Annotated in this window: 17 protein-coding genes; 16 read left to right on the top strand and 1 reads right to left on the bottom strand. The window is 61.5% G+C overall.

Features of this window, described 5'->3' with window-relative positions:
* The first annotated feature begins 90 nt into the window (after positions 1-90).
* From AB4Z38_RS18470 to purU, 7 genes are all read left to right on the top strand, one after another.
* Positions 91-273 carry an XRE family transcriptional regulator gene (locus AB4Z38_RS18470; RefSeq protein ID WP_441431055.1) on the top strand — a complete coding sequence of 61 codons (183 nt, stop codon included), beginning with the start codon at positions 91-93 and terminating at the stop codon, positions 271-273.
* 1370 nt (positions 274-1643) lie between these two features.
* Entirely contained in the window at positions 1644-2867 is a 1224-nt protein-coding gene (locus tag AB4Z38_RS18465; RefSeq protein WP_441431051.1) for an acyl-CoA dehydrogenase family protein, read from the top strand.
* Between the two features lie 28 nt (positions 2868-2895).
* Positions 2896-4107 carry a flavin reductase gene (locus tag AB4Z38_RS18460; protein WP_441431050.1) on the top strand — a complete coding sequence of 404 codons (1212 nt, stop codon included), beginning with the start codon at positions 2896-2898 and terminating at the stop codon, positions 4105-4107.
* 3 nt (positions 4108-4110) lie between these two features.
* Entirely contained in the window at positions 4111-4695 is a 585-nt protein-coding gene (locus tag AB4Z38_RS18455) for a flavin reductase family protein (protein WP_441431049.1), read from the top strand.
* Positions 4696-4697: 2 nt separating this feature from the next.
* The gene (locus tag AB4Z38_RS18450) at positions 4698-5759 is read left to right on the top strand and encodes a maleylacetate reductase (RefSeq protein ID WP_441431048.1); all 1062 of its coding nucleotides are present in this window, start codon (positions 4698-4700) and stop codon (positions 5757-5759) included.
* Positions 5756-6661 carry a dioxygenase family protein gene (locus tag AB4Z38_RS18445; RefSeq protein WP_441431047.1) on the top strand — a complete coding sequence of 302 codons (906 nt, stop codon included), beginning with the start codon at positions 5756-5758 and terminating at the stop codon, positions 6659-6661. Before AB4Z38_RS18450 ends, AB4Z38_RS18445 begins: the two co-directional genes overlap by 4 nt.
* 38 nt (positions 6662-6699) lie before the next feature.
* Positions 6700-7572, top strand: a complete 873-nt coding sequence (gene purU, locus AB4Z38_RS18440; protein ID WP_441431046.1) for a formyltetrahydrofolate deformylase — start codon at positions 6700-6702, stop codon at positions 7570-7572.
* A gap of 88 nt (positions 7573-7660) precedes the next feature.
* Here purU and AB4Z38_RS18435 read toward each other — a convergent pair whose 3' ends face one another.
* The gene (locus AB4Z38_RS18435) at positions 7661-9910 is read right to left on the bottom strand and encodes a LuxR C-terminal-related transcriptional regulator (protein ID WP_441431045.1); all 2250 of its coding nucleotides are present in this window, start codon (positions 9908-9910) and stop codon (positions 7661-7663) included.
* 277 nt (positions 9911-10187) lie between these two features.
* On the opposite strand from AB4Z38_RS18435, the gene AB4Z38_RS18430 reads away from it, so the two are divergent.
* From AB4Z38_RS18430 to AB4Z38_RS18390, 9 genes are all read left to right on the top strand, one after another.
* A complete protein-coding gene (locus AB4Z38_RS18430) occupies positions 10188-11294 on the top strand; it encodes a zinc-binding dehydrogenase (protein WP_441431044.1) in 1107 nt (368 codons plus the stop codon).
* Between the two features lie 181 nt (positions 11295-11475).
* Positions 11476-12240 (top strand): SDR family NAD(P)-dependent oxidoreductase, encoded by a 765-nt coding sequence (locus AB4Z38_RS18425; protein ID WP_441431043.1) that lies wholly within the window; start codon positions 11476-11478, stop codon positions 12238-12240.
* A 54-nt stretch (positions 12241-12294) separates the two neighbouring features.
* Positions 12295-13653, top strand: coding sequence for a hypothetical protein (locus AB4Z38_RS18420; protein ID WP_441431042.1), 1359 nt, complete (start codon positions 12295-12297; stop codon positions 13651-13653).
* A gap of 62 nt (positions 13654-13715) precedes the next feature.
* Positions 13716-14606: a bifunctional methylenetetrahydrofolate dehydrogenase/methenyltetrahydrofolate cyclohydrolase gene (locus tag AB4Z38_RS18415; protein WP_441431041.1), complete on the top strand. Its 891-nt coding sequence runs from the start codon at positions 13716-13718 to the stop codon at positions 14604-14606.
* 15 nt (positions 14607-14621) lie between these two features.
* A complete protein-coding gene (locus AB4Z38_RS18410; protein WP_441431040.1) occupies positions 14622-15422 on the top strand; it encodes an N-acyl homoserine lactonase family protein in 801 nt (266 codons plus the stop codon).
* A 92-nt stretch (positions 15423-15514) separates the two neighbouring features.
* On the top strand, positions 15515-16333 hold the full coding sequence (locus tag AB4Z38_RS18405) for an N-acyl homoserine lactonase family protein (protein ID WP_441431039.1): 819 nt from the start codon (positions 15515-15517) through the stop codon (positions 16331-16333).
* Positions 16330-17187, top strand: coding sequence for an SDR family NAD(P)-dependent oxidoreductase (locus AB4Z38_RS18400; RefSeq protein ID WP_441431038.1), 858 nt, complete (start codon positions 16330-16332; stop codon positions 17185-17187). Before AB4Z38_RS18405 ends, AB4Z38_RS18400 begins: the two co-directional genes overlap by 4 nt.
* Positions 17184-18122 carry an NAD(P)-dependent oxidoreductase gene (locus AB4Z38_RS18395; protein ID WP_441431037.1) on the top strand — a complete coding sequence of 313 codons (939 nt, stop codon included), beginning with the start codon at positions 17184-17186 and terminating at the stop codon, positions 18120-18122. Before AB4Z38_RS18400 ends, AB4Z38_RS18395 begins: the two co-directional genes overlap by 4 nt.
* A complete protein-coding gene (locus AB4Z38_RS18390; RefSeq protein ID WP_441431036.1) occupies positions 18119-18523 on the top strand; it encodes a cupin domain-containing protein in 405 nt (134 codons plus the stop codon). The genes AB4Z38_RS18395 and AB4Z38_RS18390 overlap by 4 nt, the downstream gene beginning before the upstream one ends.

Below are 18523 nucleotides of genomic sequence, written 5' to 3'. Positions count from 1 at the left end.
GCGGCCTGTTGACCGGGTTGCTGTGGACGCCCACAAGAAGCACCTGCTCGATGAGGTCCGGGCTTACCGGCTTCAGGAGCTCAGTGGAACATCCGACTGATTCAGGTCGAACTGGCTGCACGTCTGCACGTCAGCCAGAACAGGGTGTCCCGCATCGAGCGCGGCGATGTTGACCGCGCCCAGATCGACACGCCGCGGAAATACGTTGAAGCGGTCGGTGGGCGGCTTCGTGTCGAGGTTGAACTCGGAGACGGGCGGATCCAGATCGCCTGACCCGGCAACCTGGACCATTACTCATGCACCGCTTGGCTTCGCCGGCAAACGGGTTCAAAAGGGAAAAGAGGGTGTGTTGACAGTGTCAACACTTTTGCCGTCGGACTCGGCCGTACCGGGGCCGGACTGGCCCGTACTGCCTATGTTTTCTGGACTTCCCAGTATTTTCAAGGGCCAGAATGCGGTTCGAGTCCCACCTCGGGCACGGCATACCCCCTCGTCAGAGGGGGTATTTGCTTTAACGTGTGTACAAATTGGGAGGTCAGGCCCCTCTGACAGCGGCCGCGGGGTGTGCCTGGCGCCGCGGGTCGCCTGTTTGGTTGTGGGGGAGCGGGTTCAGGGTCGTGGCTGGCGGGCCCTCCGCTTGCTCTGAACTGGGGTTATGCGTTCCTCTCTAGGTGCGTCGGGTAGGTCGGGGTTGGCCTACACCTCCTCATGGGTAGGGGTACTGAGCGCAACATGACCTTCGAGATCCTGCGTCAAAGTTCTTGGTTTTGGCTCGTTGCTGGAGTTAAGAACGTTGACTCAGGAGAGCTTTGTCAGGCCAAAGGAGGTGTGGACATTGTCCACACGTAAATCTTCTTTATTGAGCCTGATCACAGCCATTTCCTTCCACTTGTTCGGCCTACATCTACTCATCGCATGTAAGGGCCCGAGCGACATGACGCCCGTTCGCAAGCGCAGCATCTGTAGGCCTGCAGCTACGTGAGAGTCCAGCCGACACGGGCGACCGGGTGCTTTGGGGAGGTCTCTTCGGTGTCGTCGACGCGTAACTACGACTAAATGGGGAGTGCCCGGCGCGGACTGCGGTCCCTTCCAAGGTCGCCGAGCATTTGGAGTTCACACGCTTGTCGGGGCGTGCAAATCGAAGCCGACCAGTTTGCCGATAAGGGCCCAAATGTCGCGCTGCGTCATGGGCGAGCCGGGCGTGTCAGGTTGCGTTTCTAAGAGTTCCTTGAGCAACTGTCCGTGAAAGAGGATTTGGACCCTATTCTGACGGCCCTTGGCCACCTGCTTGACGCCTGGCTGGGGTGTTCCCAGTTCTGTGGAGCTCTTGGCCGCGATGCAGCATTTCCGGGCAATGCCGCAGGTGATTTCGATAACGTCGTTGATCGCTTTGGTCGGTGGGTGGAGGACCTCTCCCAGGACCAGGGTTTACGCCCAGCCTCAGCGGGCGGCAGGTGTCACGGGCGCCCTGACGGCTGTGTCTCCTGACGCGTGCAGCAGTTAATCCCGGCATCGCAACACTGCCTCGATTGGACGTGCAGGTGTGACGGTTGCGTATGAATCGGGTGACCTCACGCTAGAACGAGCTCGGGTAGTTAGCGATTCTGTTAGGGAAAGTTGTCAACGACGACCAAAGGACGGATATGGAAACATCTGTTACGCTGCGCGCCCAGCCGCCGGCGGCCCTGACTCTTTATGATGCGCTGGCAAGTGCGCGGCGAATCAGCGAGCAAGTACTGGCAGAAGCGGCGGAGACCGAACGGAATGCACGCCATTCAGTTGACCTGCATCGCGCCTTCTTCGAGGCAGGGTTCTATCACCTGCTGAGGCCAAAGACCTGGGGTGGCTATGAGTTCAGCCTTCCGGACTTCCTTAAAGTCATGCGCGAAATTGCCCGTGCGGACATGGCAACGGCGTGGTGTCTGACCCTCGCATCAGGACATAACCTCCAGGTTGCTTCGTACTGGGGAGAGAGTGCACAACAGCAGTTGTTCGCCGGAGAATACTTCGCAGCGCCAATGACGAGCGCGCCTTCGGGGACTCTCACTCGTGTGGACGGAGGTTTCCTCGTTAACGGCGTGCACCGGTACGCATCGGGCGTCCCCTATGCAACTCACTTCTGTGGTCACGCATTTCACGACGATCGCCCCGGGGTCATCTCGAATTTCATCGCGCCCAGAGAGAAGTTCGAAGTGCTTGACGATTGGGGCACCACGCTTGGATTGCGGGGGAGCGGCTCCAACTCGGTCAAGTTCGATGACGCTTTCATTCCGGAGGAATTCGTGCTGGAAGGCGTCAGCCAGCTGTCTATCGACCCGGCAACGCAGGCGCCCGGCAGAGCACTGCACGGGAATCCGATGTATGGGGCGCCTGGCATCGGGTTCTTCTCTCTTGAGCTGAACTCCCTGGCGCTTGGCGCGGCACTCGGCCTCTTTGAGGAGTACGACGCCCAAATGACGGTTCGCAAGACCGTTAACCCGCCCTTCGCCCTCCGTTCGGAGGACACGTTCTTCCAGTGGCGGTACGGTGCCGCGAGGGCGAAACTCGACGCGGCGGTCGCGACGATGGATTATGCGGGGGCGATGTTCGACCAGTGTCTTACTGATTCGGTGTCGGCTCCATACTCGCGGGCTGCAGATATGCGTGTCGCCTTGGCTGCCGGCCAGTCCGCGCAGCTGCTGTGGAGCGCGGTCAATGACGTCCTCTTCAAGACCATCGGGTCGAGTGCTGTCGTCAATGGGAGCCGGGCCGAAAGGATCTGGCGTGACCTCAGTCAGTGGTGGGGTCACCTCAACACTCAACTCGCCGACCCTGTAGCGGCCATGTACACACAGGCTCATTTCGGAGAGCTTGAATCCCGTCGGTGACGTCCGCACTTTCCTATGAGGATCGATCATGAAGATGACAGGTATGCCGGTCGCGTCGGACGAGTTTGTGGTGGCGATGAACCACTTCGCGTCAGGAGTGGCGATCGTGACCTCCCGTGATGAGGGCCGACCGGTGGGGGCGACGGTCGCCGCCATAGCGCCGATAGCATCGGAACCGCCCACGGTGATGGTGTCGATGTCCACGGCCTCGTCGACGGCGGCAGCGATCCTGCGGGCCGGGAAATTCGCTATCAACGTCCTGGACGGGGACTCGGCGAGCATGGCAGGCAGGTTCGCTTCCCGCGTACCCGACAAGTTCGCGGGTATCGAGCTCTACGAAGACGGCATGGGTAACCCGGTACTTCCCGGTCGGGTCGCAGGGCTGAGCTGCAGGGTCATAGACGCTTTGGATGCCGGCTCACATAGGGAGTTCCGCGCGCACGTCGTCGGCGTTGAGGTCCATGGAGGCAGCCCACTGGCCTACTACCGGGGAGCGTTCGCTCAGCTTCATACCGAGGCGGACAGGTCGTTGCTGGACGCGGTCCGCGAACACGTTCTGTCACTTCGTACCGATCAGTCACGGGCACTGGATGCCGATGTTCTTGCGCGGACGTTCGCATCGTCGCGGGGTTCTATCCTGCGCGCTCTGTCCACCCTCAGGTCGGAGGCCCTCGTAGAACGCCAGGACGGCGGCTACTACGTCGCTCCCGTCCCCGACGAGCTCGTCGACAAGACCTACGAAGCAAAACTCGCGATTGAGATTGGCGTCGCCGTGCAGATGATCGATCGAGTAGCAGAGCCTCAGCTGCGGGCGCTGCGCAACCGCATGGAAAGGATGCAGGAAGCTGCAACCGGCGGCGTTGCCGAAAGCCTTGACGATTATGTTGTCGCCTTGAACGATTTCTGCGAGTACTTCGTCTCGTTGGCGGGGTCCGAACCGCTTCTACACGCGTACCGAGCACTCGGGTTGCCCGGAATCGACAAGCGAACCATCACGAGAACAATTTTCGCCAACATCCCGGCAACCGCAGGGTTCGAAGAAGTCATCGCTGCTCTTGAGGATCGCAATCTGCAGGGCGTCCTCGCTGCTTTGCGCACCGAACGACGCAAGCCCGCTTTCGTGCGCGACGCCCCTTGGCGACCAGCAGTCAACGACCATGGACGGAGGTCCGGAACCATGCTCGACGACGAACGGTCACCCTCCTCTCAGCTGCCCGAAACGCCCAAAGAAAGGATTTGAACAATGGCACATTCCAGTGCACTTGATGAACGTGAACACACCCAGCACCGGACTGCTCCCGCCCCGGAGCTGCCCCTGTTACACCCCGGAGTCACCTCTGACGGGTTCAAGCTGGCATTCCGAAACCACCCTGCCGGAGTTGCTGTAATCACCGCCGATCCAGGCTCCGGGCCAGTAGGACTGACCGCAACGTCCGTTGTCTCCGTGAGCGTCGAACCACCGATCTTGATCTTCTCACTGTCCGCACTCTCCTCTGCAACGCCGGGTATAACGGCCGCGGAGACCATCGTTGTCCACCTTATGACGGACCAGGACGTGTCCATGGCTCGGCTGTTCGCGACCTCAGGAGTTGACCGTTTCTCCGACGATTCCCTGTGGTCACCCCTGACCACAGGGGAACCGCTCTTCCATGGAGTCAAGTCGTGGTTGCGCTGCAGAATCATCGACCGGATGGAGGTAGGCGGGTCGGTGATCGTGGCTGCCCAGGCAATCGAGGCATCTGCCGTTGAGCCTGGACCGGACTCCTCGCCGCTGGTCTATCACAATCGCCGCTGGCACCGGCTCGACGACCACTCACTCCTGGCATGAGTATGGAAGCATTCACATATCGCTCGCAAACGGCCGAGGTCCGATTCGGTCACGGGAATGCCGCTGCCAACGTGCGGGACTGGGTCGAACGGCACCACGCGCGACGTATTCTGTTGGTGACGTCTCCCTCCCAGTCCGTGGCCGCGGAACTCATCACCTCCGCGATCCACGCCCGCGTCGTCGGCCTTTTCAGCGACGTCGTAGAGCATGTTCCAGCCGAGACAGCAGCCCTTGCCCAGCAGGCAGCTGAGAACTCCGATGCCGACCTGATTCTCTCGATTGGAGGGGGGTCTACCACTGGAACTGCGAAGGCCATTGCATTAAGGACAGGCCTTCCAATCCTCGCCGTCCCCACCACTCTGGCTGGCTCGGAAATGACGGATGTCTGGGGCATTACTGTGGACGGCCGCAAACAGACCGGGAAAAACCCCTTGGTGCAGCCGCGAGCCGTCGTATACGACCCGGCGCTGCTAACCTCTCTCCCTCATGCCGTCGCCGTGTCCTCTGCGTTCAATGCGCTGGCACACTGTGTGGAGGCATTCTGGGGACCCGGGGCAAACCCGCTCACATCGCTGAAGGCCGGCGAAGGCATTCGTCAGCTCACTCAGGGATTGCGCGCGCTGCAGAACGCCCAGGCAGGTGCAATGGACAGCCTGGTGTACGGCAGCTTCCTCGCTGGTTCCGCTTTCGCGGAGGCTGGGTCGGGACTGCACCACAAGATATGCCACGCTCTCGGGGGCGCGTTCGACCTCTCGCACGCCGGTACACACACCGTGATCCTTCCGCAAGTGCTTCGTTTCAATGCCGACGCCGTCCCTGCCGCGAGTAGGTCGATCTGCGCGGCACTGGGCGTCGACGATGCCGTCGCGGGACTTCGCGAACTCTTAATTGCCACAGGCGCACCGAGGAATCTTCGTGAACTGGGCATGCAGGACGACGATGTGCCTGTCGCCGTCGATGTCGTGGCCGAGAGGCTTCCAATCCCCAACGCTCGAGAAGTCACTCGCGGGGATATTCAATGGCTGCTCCAGGCGGCATTCGATGAAGGGACGATCCACTCATGACCATGACAGGGGCCGAAGCGCTGATACAGGTCACCCGGGAATCCACGCTGACCGACGAAGTAGTCGCAAGCTTCGGAGGTAGCGAAGACCCTCGTTTCCGGGAAGTAATGTCGTCGCTGGTGCGTCATCTTCACGGGTTCATCCGGGACGTGCGTCTGACGCAGGTGGAGTGGGACGCGGCGATCGGCTTCCTCACACGCGCGGGGCAAACCACCGACGAGCACCGACAGGAGTTCATCCTGCTTTCGGACGTGCTGGGTGCCTCCATGATGACGGTGGCTGTCAACGCGCCCGCACGGTCGACAGCGACCGAGTCGACGGTCTTCGGCCCCTTCTTCGTCGAGAACGCCCCGTTCATCGAGAACGGCGACGACATCGGCGACGGAATGTCCGGACACCCCTGCTACGTCCACGGCTCCGTTCGGTCAGCCACAGGTGCCGCGCTGGCAGGCGTGCGCCTGGAGGTTTGGGCGGCCGACGATGACGGCTTCTACGACGTTCAGCACGAATCGCGGCAACTGTCGGGCCGCGCTCACTTTTTCACAAACGAAGACGGGACCTTCGACTATTGGACAGTCCAGCCCGCCGCCTACCCGATCCCGCATGACGGCCCGGTCGGTGATCTATTAGACGCTGCTCGCAGGTCTCCCATGCGCCCGGCTCACATCCATTTCATGGTGAGCCATCCCGGGTACGAGACCCTCATCACCCACATCTTCGTAGAGGGCGACGAGTGGCTGGAGAAGGACGCGGTATTCGGTGTCAAGCCGTCACTTATCGTGCCGTTTGTCGAACATGAACCAGGAGCGGGCCCACCCGGTCGAAATCTGGCTGAGAAATGGACCTCGGCACAGTTCGACATCACCCTTGCGCCCATAGCTGAACCACAGCGAGCCGTCTGACCACTGTCACGGCCGTCCCGAACCCAGGAGCAAACTACATGCCACTCAACATCCCATTGCGCGACCACGCCTGCTTGACCGTGCATGGTGCCGACCAGCCCGGCCTCGTTGCCGCCGTCACCGCGCTGGTGACTCGCAATAAGGGCAATATCGTTACGCTGGACCAGTACTCGTCCGACCCCGAAGGCGGCGCATTTTTCCAGCGGGTGGTGTTCCACCGCCCGGGGCTCGCTGCGGCGATCCCCGACATCCAGGCCGACCTCGCCAAGACCCTGAAGCCATACGTCATGGAGTGGCGGCTCACCGACCAGTCCGTGCCAAAGCGAATGGCGATCCTGGCCTCCACATCGGATCACTGCCTGTTGGAGTTATTGTGGCGGCATCGCCGCGGCGAGCTGCCTGTCTCGATCCCGATGGTGATCTCCAACCACACCAACACCGCAGAGGACGTGCGCTCCTTCGGTATCCCGTTCATGCACGTACATTCGCAGGGCCCCGACAAGAGCGAGGCCGAGGCGAAGATCCTTGGACTCTTGCGCGGCAACGTCGACTTCGTCGTGCTGGCACGCTACATGCAGATCATCTCCGGAGACTTCCTTGACAAGATCGGCGTACCGGTCATCAACATCCACCACTCGTTCCTGCCCGCCTTCATCGGCGCCGCTCCCTACCGCAAAGCGCAGGAGCGTGGCGTGAAACTCATCGGCGCCACCTCACACTATGTGACGAAGGACCTCGACGAGGGCCCGATTATTGAACAGGATGTCGCCCGCGTCGACCATTCCATGACGGCCGCCGATCTCCAAGCCCACGGCGCCTATGTCGAGCGCGCGGTCCTCTCTCGAGCCGTGCAATGGCATGCGGAAGACCGAGTCATCCGCCACGGCAATCACACCATTGTCTTCGGGTAGCGTCGTCGGCCCGCCAGGTAAGCCCACTCGCATGGGGGCACTCGTGAGTGCCTCCTGCGCATCGGCCCGGAATTCCAGCCCGAGGCGCTTATCGGCGCCGCCCCACTTCGGTTCTTGATTGTGCCACCCACACTGCGATCTGGCTGCGGGAGCGAAAGCCGAGCTTCGCCAGGATCCGCTGGACGTGTCCCTCCACCGTGCGCCGCGACAGCACGAGTCTCGCCGCAATAGCGGGGTTGCCTAGTCCTTCCGCGACGAGGGTGGCAATTTCCCATTCGCGGCCGCTGAGCGCATCGAGCGTCCCGTCGCGCTGGGTCGGGTTCTCTGCTGCGTCCCCGTCGATGATCCGTGCAAGCATCTCACCGAGCGATCGATTGTCTTGCAATGGCGTGGACGGACCAAAGGTGCTTGGAGGCGCAGGGACGAGCTCGGGCAGCGGGACCGGAGGGCTCGTATGCATCTGTCGCGGAAAAAGTGCGGCCAGGCGGGCGACACTCTCGTCCTCTCCGTTGTTACCGGAGATGGACACAAGGAGTCGCACACAGAGGGCAAGACCCGCGCGATCGCCGTAGTCGGACATCACATCTACCGACTCACGTAAGCGCGCGGTGGCCTCGTTGGTGCGGCCCTGTCGGCCCGCGATCAAAGCCACCAGCCACCACATGTAGGCTCGACCCCAGATATCACCGACCTGTTCGCAAAACGCCAGGCCCTCAGCGAGAGACGCCATCGCGGTTTCCTCGTGGCCCATGGCAATCTGACATGTCGCCAGGAACCAGTATTTTTCGCCAAGGTGTTCCACGTCTGCCTGCAGAGACTCCCGCAGCACTCGGCCCAGCTTGGGCTCTGCAGCGGCAGGATTGCCTTCGCCAAGATCGATCAACGCTTCGACGAAGATGCCGAAAAGAGCCTCATTGTCACCGATGAGCGATGGATCGGACCCTGACCTGCTGGCCATGAGCTGTGCTCTTGCGCCCTCAAGGTCTCCCTCGTGGAACGCGATGTAGGCATCGGTCTGCATGGCGCGGACGGTGATCGAGTCGTGAGTCGGGTCGATAGTTAGTGCCGTGCCGAGCCAGTCCCTCACTCTGGGCCAAGGGTCGACAGGATGAAGCTGCCAGTAATAGCGCAGGGCGCTGATGATATCGAGAGCTTCGTGTGCATCGTTGGGGTCGGCTGACATGGCGCTGAGAAGTGCTGTGATGTCACCGGCATGGCGGTTGAGGAACTGGATGCTCTGCAGTTGGTCATCGGAGAACCATGACCCGGCGCAATGACGCATCCTGTCGATTAGAGCGCTTCGCACGCGTTGCTGTTCGCTCGAACGGCTCTCCTCATCCCAGGATCCGAGAGTGTGTCCGCGGTAGTGAAGAGGAACTCGCAATCTGCGCTCTCCACCCACTGTTTCGGACCGCACCAGCGACTGATCGACGAGTTCTGAGGTGGGCCCGGCGATCTTCGCCACACTCCCATCGGAGAAGAGATCCGCAGCGAAGCGCAGGTCGCATCCGGACGCGAACAACGAGAGCCGTTGCAGGAGCCTGCGCGCCGGTTCGGATACTCTTGCCAGCGCCCCCTGCAGGACTGCCTTCGAGGTCATGGCGTGAAAGGCGGTAGGGAGGAACGAGTCCAGGACGGCCGCGTCCTCCGTGACTGCGATCGCTGCGGCACGAGGGCCCAGCACGCAGACGGCGCGTGCCGCTGCTTCGATGAACCGCGGGACGCCATCTGTGGCCTTGCACACGGCAAGCAGTTCTTCCGCCGCCGCTGCTGTTGCTCGAAACGTAGGGTCCTCTTCACGGATAAGCCGCAGCAGCAGGTTTCCCGCGGGCGACTCGAGTGCTGCTTCCGGAGGCCCCTGCAGAATGCTTTCAAGCGGGGACAAGACGTAGAGTGTCTCCCCGCGGATACCCGTTCGCTGACGGGAGGTAACTACAAGGCGGGTCTCGGTTGCGTGCCGAAGCAGCTGTTCGAGGGCTGGCGCCGCGAGATCCGCACGATCCAGGTTGTCGAGGACGATCAAGTGCGGTTTTTCGCCCAGTATCCGCGCGATCTCTTCCAGTGATGCGCCAGGAGATCCGACGGCGGCAGCGATGGTCTCACCGGCGCGGTCCGAAGCTTGGCCGCCCATCTCGACGACGGCGATGGAGCCGCCAAAGGAACGCCTTAACATCTCCGCGAGGCGCGCTGCTGTCCGGGACTTTCCCACGCCAGCTTGCCCGGTGATGGTGACAAGTCGGCGCGAGGCGACGAGACTGCTCAATTCATTGAGAACCCGGTCTCTCCCCACGAGCTCGGTGAGGTGCCTGACAGGAAGCCCGCGACTTGACGTTGTCATTGTTGATACCTTACTCAGCTTAATTTGCCGATACGGGGTCTCAGGGGTGGGAGGAGACCGTGTGCACGAAGGCGTGGAGGGAGCCGCCGCCGAGGCGCCTTTTCCTCCACTTGCCATATAGCCATGTGACGCTCACCACTCATAGCGTGCACTTACGCGATCACTTACGCAAATACGCATTTTCTGTCGCAAAACCCGGGAGGGATCTCGATGATGGAGGAGGAGTAACCCATCCACTCAACAAGCCACCCATTGCACGAAGACGAAGAGGTCTAACATGAGAGCTGCTCTCGCCCGCGGAGAAGGCGCACCGATCGAGATCGAGGAGATCACCCTGGACCCGCCGGGATGGGGGGAAGTGACCGTCCGAATAGAGGCCAGTGCCGTCTGCCGTACCGATCAGCTCTTCATAGACAACCCTGTCAGCTCCGACCGGCGCTTCGTGCCCGGCCACAGCGCCTGTGGCACGGTCATTGAGGTCGGTCCCGGAGTGATGAAGACGAAAGTGGGCGACCGGATTGTCGTGGCCGGCACCATGGAGTGCGGCAAATGTTATCCGTGCCTCCACGGCAGCCCCTCGCAATGCGAGCGGCTGTGGGTAGAAGTCGCGACACCACCGGCCGTCGGCCGCACTGCCGCTGGACATGTGGTGGCGGGGTTTGGCGGGGCAGGAACATTCGCTGAGTACATGAAGTATCGCGAGCACTGTTACGCCGTCGTAGACAGCTCGCTCGATGCGGTTCAACTGGCCGTCCTAGGCTGCGGAGGCATTTCCGGCGTCGGCGCCGTATGGGAAGTCGGCCGTGTACAACCGGGTGAGAGTGTTGTAGTGGTCGGTTGCGGACATCTGGGCCTGTGGATGATCCAGGCCGCGAAAGCGGCCGGCGCGGGTCCGATCATCGCAGTCGATCCTCTTCCTGAGCGTCGTGATTTTGCCTTGAAGGTGGGCGCCAGCGCAGCGGTGGCACCGGAAGATGCCCGTACGACGGTCGACACTTTGACTGCGGAACGCGGCGCGGACCTCGCGTTGGAGGCTACCGGAGAACCGGGAGGAATCGAGCAGGCCTTTACCCTCTCTCGCAATGGCGGGACCGTCGTCGCGACCAGCATGGTCGCTCCGCTTGACACGGCGACCACGACCCTTCCGGCGAACACGGTGTCGCTCTTCGGCCGGGTCATCAAAGGATCACAGAGCGGTGGCGGATTCCTCGACCGGGACATCCAGCGCATTGCCGACGCCATCGAATTGGGCACGCTGGACGTGGACGTCATGATTTCGCGGGTGTTCTCCCTTGAGGATGCTGGGGCGGCTATGCGTGCCGCAGTCGAACGCGATCTCATAACGGGCGTTATCGACATGCGCCTGAGCAGGGCCGGGGAGTAGTGATGATCTGTCACTTCCGTCAAACGGGAACGGGCGCAGAATCAGGTGAACTTACGCTAGGAACTTCCCGGGGGGCGCTGGAGCCTAGATCTGGCGATTCACTGTCGAATCGCTCACACGCCGGGGCGAATTCGTTCGGCCCGTCGTGCTCAAGGCTGGAACCGAGAGGGGTCCGATTCTGATGAATACCTTTAGGCTCGATGGCAAGACGGCGATTGTCTCCGGAGGCGCCCGCGGGATTGGCGCAGCTCATTGTCGAGTGCTCGTGGAAAACGGGGCACGAGTGATCGTCGCCGACGTCCTGCACGAGGACGGCGAAGCGCTTGCCGCCGCCCTCGGCGATCAGGCACTGTTTGTACCGCTCGATGTCACCGATAGGGATCAATGGGGTGCTTGCGTCCAGGCCGCCCTGGATTTCGGCCATGGAACGCTCGACATCCTGGTCAACAACGCAGGTATCAACGTCCCGGCGGCGCTCGAAGAGATGCGCCCCGAAATTTGGGATCGTGTCCTCAACGTAAACCTCACGGGACATTTCAACGGGATCCAGGCGGTGGTCACAGCTATGCGAAGGCAGGGCAGCGGATCCATTGTGAATACCAGCTCTATCACGGCGGTAGTGCCGCCCACGCTCCTTGCCCCGTATGTTGCAGCAAAGATGGCGATCGTGGGACTGACCCAGATCGCGGCGCTCGAACTGGGGAAGTATGGCATCCGCGTGAACGCCCTGCAGCCGGGCTACACCGATACTCCGATGATGGCGGGCGGTGATGAATCCGCTATCGCCGGCGGCCTTCCAATTCCCCGCTATGGCAAACCAGAGGAGGTGGCCGACATGATGCTCTACCTCGTCACACGCGCGAGCTACACGACGGGAAGTGTCCTTCCGGTAGACGGTGGCGCAGTCGCCGGTGCCGGCTTCGCCTTGCTCGACTCATCCAACTAGCCCCTCGATCACCGTGGTGCGACGACGCACCCGTATCAACAGAGAGTGAAGAACATGACCGCACAACAAGCAATCAGCGAAGGGGCGTACACCGTCGCCCCCGGCATGGGTTATTTGCCCTTGGAGTTTCTTGGCTACGAAACCGAGGTGCTTTCGTCGAAGGAGACTGCGCACATCGGCACTGCCCTCAATGGCATGTCTCCCGTTTATGACGTCTCTGGTCCGGATGCGCTCGAGTTCTTGCGATCGGTGTGTATCAACGCGTTCCGGGGGTTCCAGGTAGGCCAGATCCGACACGCCGTCCTCTGCAATGACAAGGGCCAGATCCTCACGGACGGGGTGGTCGCTCGGATCGAAGAGGATACCTACCGAACGTATTGGCTCGCTCCCGCGCTGGAGTACCGGTTGATCAACTCCGGACTCAACGTGAAGGGTGAAGACCAATCAAACAAGGAGTTCTTCTTCCAGATCGCTGGCCCGCGTTCGCTGGAGGTTCTTGAAGCCGCCGCGCAGGAGGACCTCCACGACATCGCCTTCGGCAGGCATCGCATGGGAACGATCGCAGGCCTCCCCGTCCGCATCCTCCGGCTCGGGATGGCTGGCGGGTTGGCTTATGAGGTCCACGGTGCGGCGCCGGACACCGAGACCGTCTACCGGGCCATCTGGGAAGCAGGCCAGCCCTTTGGCCTCGTGAAGCAGGGGCAGGTCGCCTATCTCATGCAGCACACCGAGGCGGGATTCCCGAACATCAACCTCCACTACCCCCTGCCGTGGTACGAGGAGCCAGACATGGCTGCCTACTTCGATACCCAGCCGATGCAGAACTTCTACAACAAGTACCGCCACTTCTACGGCAGCGTTGGCCCGGATGCCGAGGCGCGGTTCGTGACGCCCTACCAAGTCGGCTGGGGGAAAATGGTCGACTTCAATCACGACTTCATAGGCAAGGAAGCGCTGCAGCGTGAGGCCGAAGCCGACCATTGGGCAGTAGTGAGCCTCGTCTGGAACGAGGAGGACATCGCCGACGTCGTCGCCTCCAAGTACCGGGGACGCGACGTCGAGCCGTACGACAGGATCGACGACCGCCCATTCGACATCTACTTCAACCTGGGCGGTCAACCTGGCTTCGCGTATCACGCAGATTGGGTCCTCGCGGACGGTCAGCGGATCGGTACTTCAACCGGACGCATCAACAGCGTCTACTACCGTCGCATGATCTCGCTCGGCTTCATTGACAAGCGATATGCAGCCGAGGGTACCAAAATCACCGTCCTGTGGGGGCGCCCCGGCACACCGCAGAAGGAGATCCGAGTGACCGTCGGCCGGTACCCCTACTTCGACCTCGAAAACAACAACGCCATCGACGTCGGGGCGGTTCCGCGTCCGGCACTCGACGTGCCTGCCGGAGCCTAAATCATGTCGGCCCAGGAGCGACTGCCCCTGGGCGCATAGAGCGAGAGTGGAGGGAGGGCCGGATGGCCGAGATGCTTGACGGTGCGACTACTGCAGCGGTTATCAAGGCGGAGCTGCGCGAGCGGGTGGTCGCATTGAAAGCGGCCGGGATCACCCCGGGGCTGGGAACCTTGCTGGTGGGGGAGAACCCGGCGTCGGTCTCGTATGTGACCGGGAAGCATCGTGACTGTTCGGAGGTGGGGATCGCATCGATCCCTCACCACCTTCCGGAGGGGGCGACAAGGGCCCAGATTGAGCAAAGCGTCGCAGAGCTCAACGCCGATTCGGGGGTGACCGGGTTCATCACGCAGCTGCCTCTTCCGGACAGCGTCGACGACAATGCTGTGCTGGAGTCGATCGAGCCGGAGAAGGACGCGGACGGACTGCATCCCACGAATCTGGGACGACTCGTTTTGAGTGTCGCCCGCGAACTGAGCTCACCGGTGCCCTGCACCCCCGCTGGCATTGTCGAGTTGCTGCTGCGTGCAGGGGTCGAAATAGCCGGCCGCCAGGTGACGGTTATCGGTCGCGGTGTGACGGTAGGACGGCCCTTGGGACTCCTGCTGACATGTAAGGGCCTGGATGCAACCGTGACCCTGACTCATTCGCGTACCAGGGATCTTCCTGACCAGGTGCGTCGAGCCGACATCGTTATCGCCGCGCTGGGGCAGCCGCACTTCGTGCAGCCCGACTGGGTGAAGCGGGGTGCAGCCGTACTCGATGTCGGGGTAACCCGGGTGGGCACCACCAAGTCCGGAAAGGCGAAGCTCGCCGGGGATGTCGATCCCGCTGTCGGCGATGTCGCCGGTTGGCTATCGCCGAATCCAGGAGGGGTGGGTCCCATGACCCGTGCGATGTTGCTTTCGAACATTGTGTCCATGGCGGAACGCCGCCTTTCGAACCTAGCACGATAGCCCTGAGGAGCGCCTGTGTCTTCCGCCCTATCTAAATTCAACGTCATCCAGGTCAAGTACGGCGAACGTGTGACCAGGAAGAGCATTGTCTTCCATGGGTTCGCAAATTCCGGGGAGGTTGATGAGGATCAGCCCATGGACTACTCGTTCTGGATAGCTCGGAACGATAAGGCGATCATCCTGATCGACACCGGCTACGACGTCGCCGGGAAAGACTGGCTCGGGGAGACTAGCCGAACGCCGCCTCCCGAGGGTCTCGCGCTGCTGGGAATCGAACCGGCCCAGGTCAGCATGGTGATCACCACCCACTTCCATTACGACCACATCGGCTACGTTCACCTCTTCCCCCAAGCCGTCATCGTCGCCGCCCGCGCCGAGTACGAGTACTGGACCGCAAAGTTCGAGGAGAACGGTCTGGTCGGGGAGTTCACTGCGGCCGCCGACTTGGAGGTGATTATGCGCGCTGGCGAGGAGCAAAGGCTGCGGTTGATCGACGGCGAGACCGAGGTCCACCCGGGCGTGAGTGTCTACCCGGTCGGCGGCCACTGCCCAGGACAGCTACTGACACTCGTGCAGAGCAAATCGGGGCCGTTGATCCTCGCGTCGGATGCGATCCATTTCGCCGAGCAACTCGAGAAGGGCTGGCCGTTTTTCGCGCACACAGACCTCGACGAGATGTGCGCTGCGTTGGCATTTGCCAAGGAGCTCTCTGCAGATACCGGAGCACCCGTCATTCCAGGGCACGATCCGCGGGTAGCAGCCGAGTACCCCGCCCTGAATGGGCCGGCCAAGGCGATCGCTACTTCCCTTGGCTGAACACAGTAACGACGATCTGTACGAAGTTTTCGTTCTCCCAATCGGGACCCGCCGGACCTCAAATGACTGGACCGCAAGCAGGGAGAGCGAGCATGAGTAGCAGTGATAGGTATCAAGTCAGCATTGTGAAGTTCGGTACGCGGTCCACGATGAAGAGCGACGTTTACCTGAACTTCCACATCTACAAGATGGATGACGAGCCCATAGAGATGGATTACTTTTTCTGGGTAATCCGCAACGCACAACGTACCGTTGTCGTCGATACTGGCTTCTCCAAACACGGCGGGGAGGTGCGGAACCGCACTTTCCTCATAGAGCCGGCCGCGGCATTCGCCGCCCTTGGGGTGGATCCCGCCGAAGCACCGCAGGTCCTGGTCACTCACGGTCACTATGACCACATCGGAAACCTGGATTTGTTCCCCGAGTCCAACATCATTATGGCCGGCGCTGAGCTGGATTTTTGGCTCAGCAGCTTCGCCGCCCGTAAGCAGTTCCGGCATTCGGTAGAAGGAGAGGAGCTTGACTACCTGAAGCGGGCGGCGGGCGAGGGAAGAATCAAGACCTTCGACCACGAGCACATCATCGCCCCCGGCATCCGGATGTTCCGGGTAGGGGGACATACGCCCGGCCAGTCGATCGTCACCGTGGACACCAGTGAGGGCCAGGTCGTGCTCGCCTCAGACGCCATCCACTACTACGAAGAATACGATCAGGACCTTCCGTTCATGTTCGTCAATGACGTTAGGGAAGTGTACGCCGGCTTCGACACGATCAGGCAGCTGATGGCCACGAGCGCGAAGCACCTCGTGACGGGCCACGATCCGTCCACCCTGGAGCGGTTTACACCCGTCACAGCCGGACCGCTGGCCGGACTGGCAGCAACCATCGGCAGAAAGGAAGAAAAGTCATGACCCTCCCTCGATTTGCCGGAAAGGTCGCCATTGTTACCGGCGCGGCCGGCGGTCTGGGCGAAGCCTCCGCCAGGCGTCTCGCCATGGAGGGCGCACATGTAGTCGCCGTGGATATCAAGGCAGAAGCCGCCGCCGCCGTTGCACGATCGCTGCCTACCCGCTCCATCGCCGTAGCCGCAGATGTTGCTGACGAGACTGATGTCAATAACTACATCCAGGAGGCCCTGGACGCCTTCGGACGGGTGGACCTGCACCATCTCAACGCGGGGATCTTCGGAAAATTCGCTGCCCTGCCGAACGTCGAGGTGGAAGATTTCGACCGGGTCATGAACGTCAACGTGCGCGGACAGTTCCTGGGCATGAGGGCCGCTTTCCGCCAGTTCAAGGCGCAGCGCAGTGGCGGCAACATCGCCATCACGGCATCCATAGCCAGCCTCACAGGAGCCGCCGACCTGTTGGCCTACCACACCTCAAAACATGCAGTGGTGGGGTTGGTTCATGGCGGCTCCGTCTACGGGGGGCCGCTGGGCGTCCGCGTCAATGCAGTAGCACCTGGAATCGTCCCGACCGAACTCTTTGCCGCCGCCGCAAGCACCAGTGGCGGCAAGAACGATATGGAGCAGCGTGCCAGCACCACCCCTATGAGGCGGGCAGGCACTGTCGATGAAATAGCAACCGTAGTGGCCTTCCTACTGAGCGAAGACTCCGCTTACGTCACCGGGCAGCTGATTGCCGCTGACGGCGGCGCATCCATTGTGAACACTGTACGCCCCAGCGGCGGAGCCGGGGCCTGGGACACCACCAGCGTTGACGAGGCGATTTACGGCAACAACTTCTTAGGGATGGAACGATGACTGGACTCCGGATAGGGTTTATCGGCCTGGGCAACATGGGCGGCCGCATGGCCACTTGTATTACCCGCGCTGGAAGAGAAGTGTTGGGATTCGATACCGTCCCGGCAAACATCTCCGCCGCCGGTGCTACCCCTGCCGCGAACGTAGCGGATGTGGCGAACAGCTCGGACATCGTCCTGCTGTCCTTGCCCAGGAGCTCCGTTGTGGAGGACGTCATGCTGGGTGAAAGCGGCGTTTTGGAGAACCTGCGGCACGGGCAAATTGTCGTCGACCTGAGCACCTCCACCCCTGCGTCGACCCGCATGCTAGGCGGTAAGGTGTCTGCCGCCGGTGCGAGTTACCTGGACGCCGGGATCTCCGGAGGAGCGGCTGCCGCAGAAAAAGGCCAGCTGGTTCTGATGGTTGGAGGCGAGGAAACCACGCTTGCTCGTGCGCGCCCGGTTCTCGAACTCTTTTCAAGCAAAATCTTTTATACCGGCGAGTCAGGGGCCGGGCATACCACCAAGCTCCTGAACAACTTCCTGAACGCCACCACGCTCTCTGCAACGGCTGAAGTCATGGTCGCTGGCAAGAAGGCCGGACTAAACCTTGATGTGCTTCTGGATGTCATTAACAACAGCTCGGGCGTAAGTTTCGCGTCGCTGAACCGGTTCCCGAAAATCATCAAAGGAGATTATCTCAAAGGTGGCCTCACCAATACCCTCATGATGAAAGACGTGTTGGCCTACGTCGAACTTGCCGCGGAACTCGGAGTGGTTAGCCCCAATTCTGCGGGACCACTTGCGAGTTTCGGTCTGGCCAATGCCCTTGGTTACTCCGAGCAGATCAGCAACAGAGTAGTTGATGCCATCGGCGATGCCTCCGGCGGTGTGCGGCTTTTTGAGCAGGCATCCGTCGGCCTCAAAAAGCTGCCCGAAACGAAGGAGCAGCAATGAGGATCATCAACGGACCTGTACAGGACGGCACAGCCGACAAGAAAGGTTCACAGTTCAGCGGTACCGTCTTCCCCTACCTGACGATGGCATCCACGGACGGCGTCACCATCAATACGGTGAACTTCACGCCCGGCGCAAGGACGTACTGGCACCACCACGAAGACGGTCAGATACTCCAGATAATCGCCGGCCGCGGCCTCATCCAAGCATCAGGCGAAAACAACCCGCGCGTCCTCAACGCCGGTGACACCGTTTGGTGCCCGCCGGGGGAGCGCCACTGGCATGGGGCCGCACCAGACTCATTCATGACGCACACCGCGATTTCCCTCGGAGTGACCCATTGGGCCGAGCCGGTCGGGGAATCCGACTACACCAAGACCGCAGAGCTCCGGAAGGAATAA

Source organism: Arthrobacter sp. 2RAF6 (assembly GCF_052115205.1).
Classification (GTDB): Bacteria; Actinomycetota; Actinomycetes; order Actinomycetales; family Micrococcaceae; genus Arthrobacter.
This window is presented reverse-complemented; position numbering and strand designations above follow the sequence as displayed.

Bases quoted from the DNA above. Each gene is read 5' to 3' on its own strand.
- AB4Z38_RS18465 (WP_441431051.1), top strand. From the start codon at position 1,644: ATGGAAACATCTGTTACGCTGCGCGCCCAGCCGCCGGCGGCCCTGACT.
- AB4Z38_RS18460 (WP_441431050.1), top strand. From the start codon at position 2,896: ATGAAGATGACAGGTATGCCGGTCGCGTCGGACGAGTTTGTGGTGGCG.
- AB4Z38_RS18455 (WP_441431049.1), top strand. From the start codon at position 4,111: ATGGCACATTCCAGTGCACTTGATGAACGTGAACACACCCAGCACCGG.
- AB4Z38_RS18450 (WP_441431048.1), top strand. From the start codon at position 4,698: ATGGAAGCATTCACATATCGCTCGCAAACGGCCGAGGTCCGATTCGGT.
- AB4Z38_RS18445 (WP_441431047.1), top strand. From the start codon at position 5,756: ATGACCATGACAGGGGCCGAAGCGCTGATACAGGTCACCCGGGAATCC.
- purU (WP_441431046.1), top strand. From the start codon at position 6,700: ATGCCACTCAACATCCCATTGCGCGACCACGCCTGCTTGACCGTGCAT.
- AB4Z38_RS18435 (WP_441431045.1), bottom strand. From the start codon at position 9,910: ATGACAACGTCAAGTCGCGGGCTTCCTGTCAGGCACCTCACCGAGCTC.
- AB4Z38_RS18430 (WP_441431044.1), top strand. From the start codon at position 10,188: ATGAGAGCTGCTCTCGCCCGCGGAGAAGGCGCACCGATCGAGATCGAG.
- AB4Z38_RS18425 (WP_441431043.1), top strand. From the start codon at position 11,476: ATGAATACCTTTAGGCTCGATGGCAAGACGGCGATTGTCTCCGGAGGC.
- AB4Z38_RS18420 (WP_441431042.1), top strand. From the start codon at position 12,295: ATGACCGCACAACAAGCAATCAGCGAAGGGGCGTACACCGTCGCCCCC.
- AB4Z38_RS18415 (WP_441431041.1), top strand. From the start codon at position 13,716: ATGGCCGAGATGCTTGACGGTGCGACTACTGCAGCGGTTATCAAGGCG.
- AB4Z38_RS18405 (WP_441431039.1), top strand. From the start codon at position 15,515: ATGAGTAGCAGTGATAGGTATCAAGTCAGCATTGTGAAGTTCGGTACG.
- AB4Z38_RS18400 (WP_441431038.1), top strand. From the start codon at position 16,330: ATGACCCTCCCTCGATTTGCCGGAAAGGTCGCCATTGTTACCGGCGCG.
- AB4Z38_RS18395 (WP_441431037.1), top strand. From the start codon at position 17,184: ATGACTGGACTCCGGATAGGGTTTATCGGCCTGGGCAACATGGGCGGC.
- AB4Z38_RS18390 (WP_441431036.1), top strand. From the start codon at position 18,119: ATGAGGATCATCAACGGACCTGTACAGGACGGCACAGCCGACAAGAAA.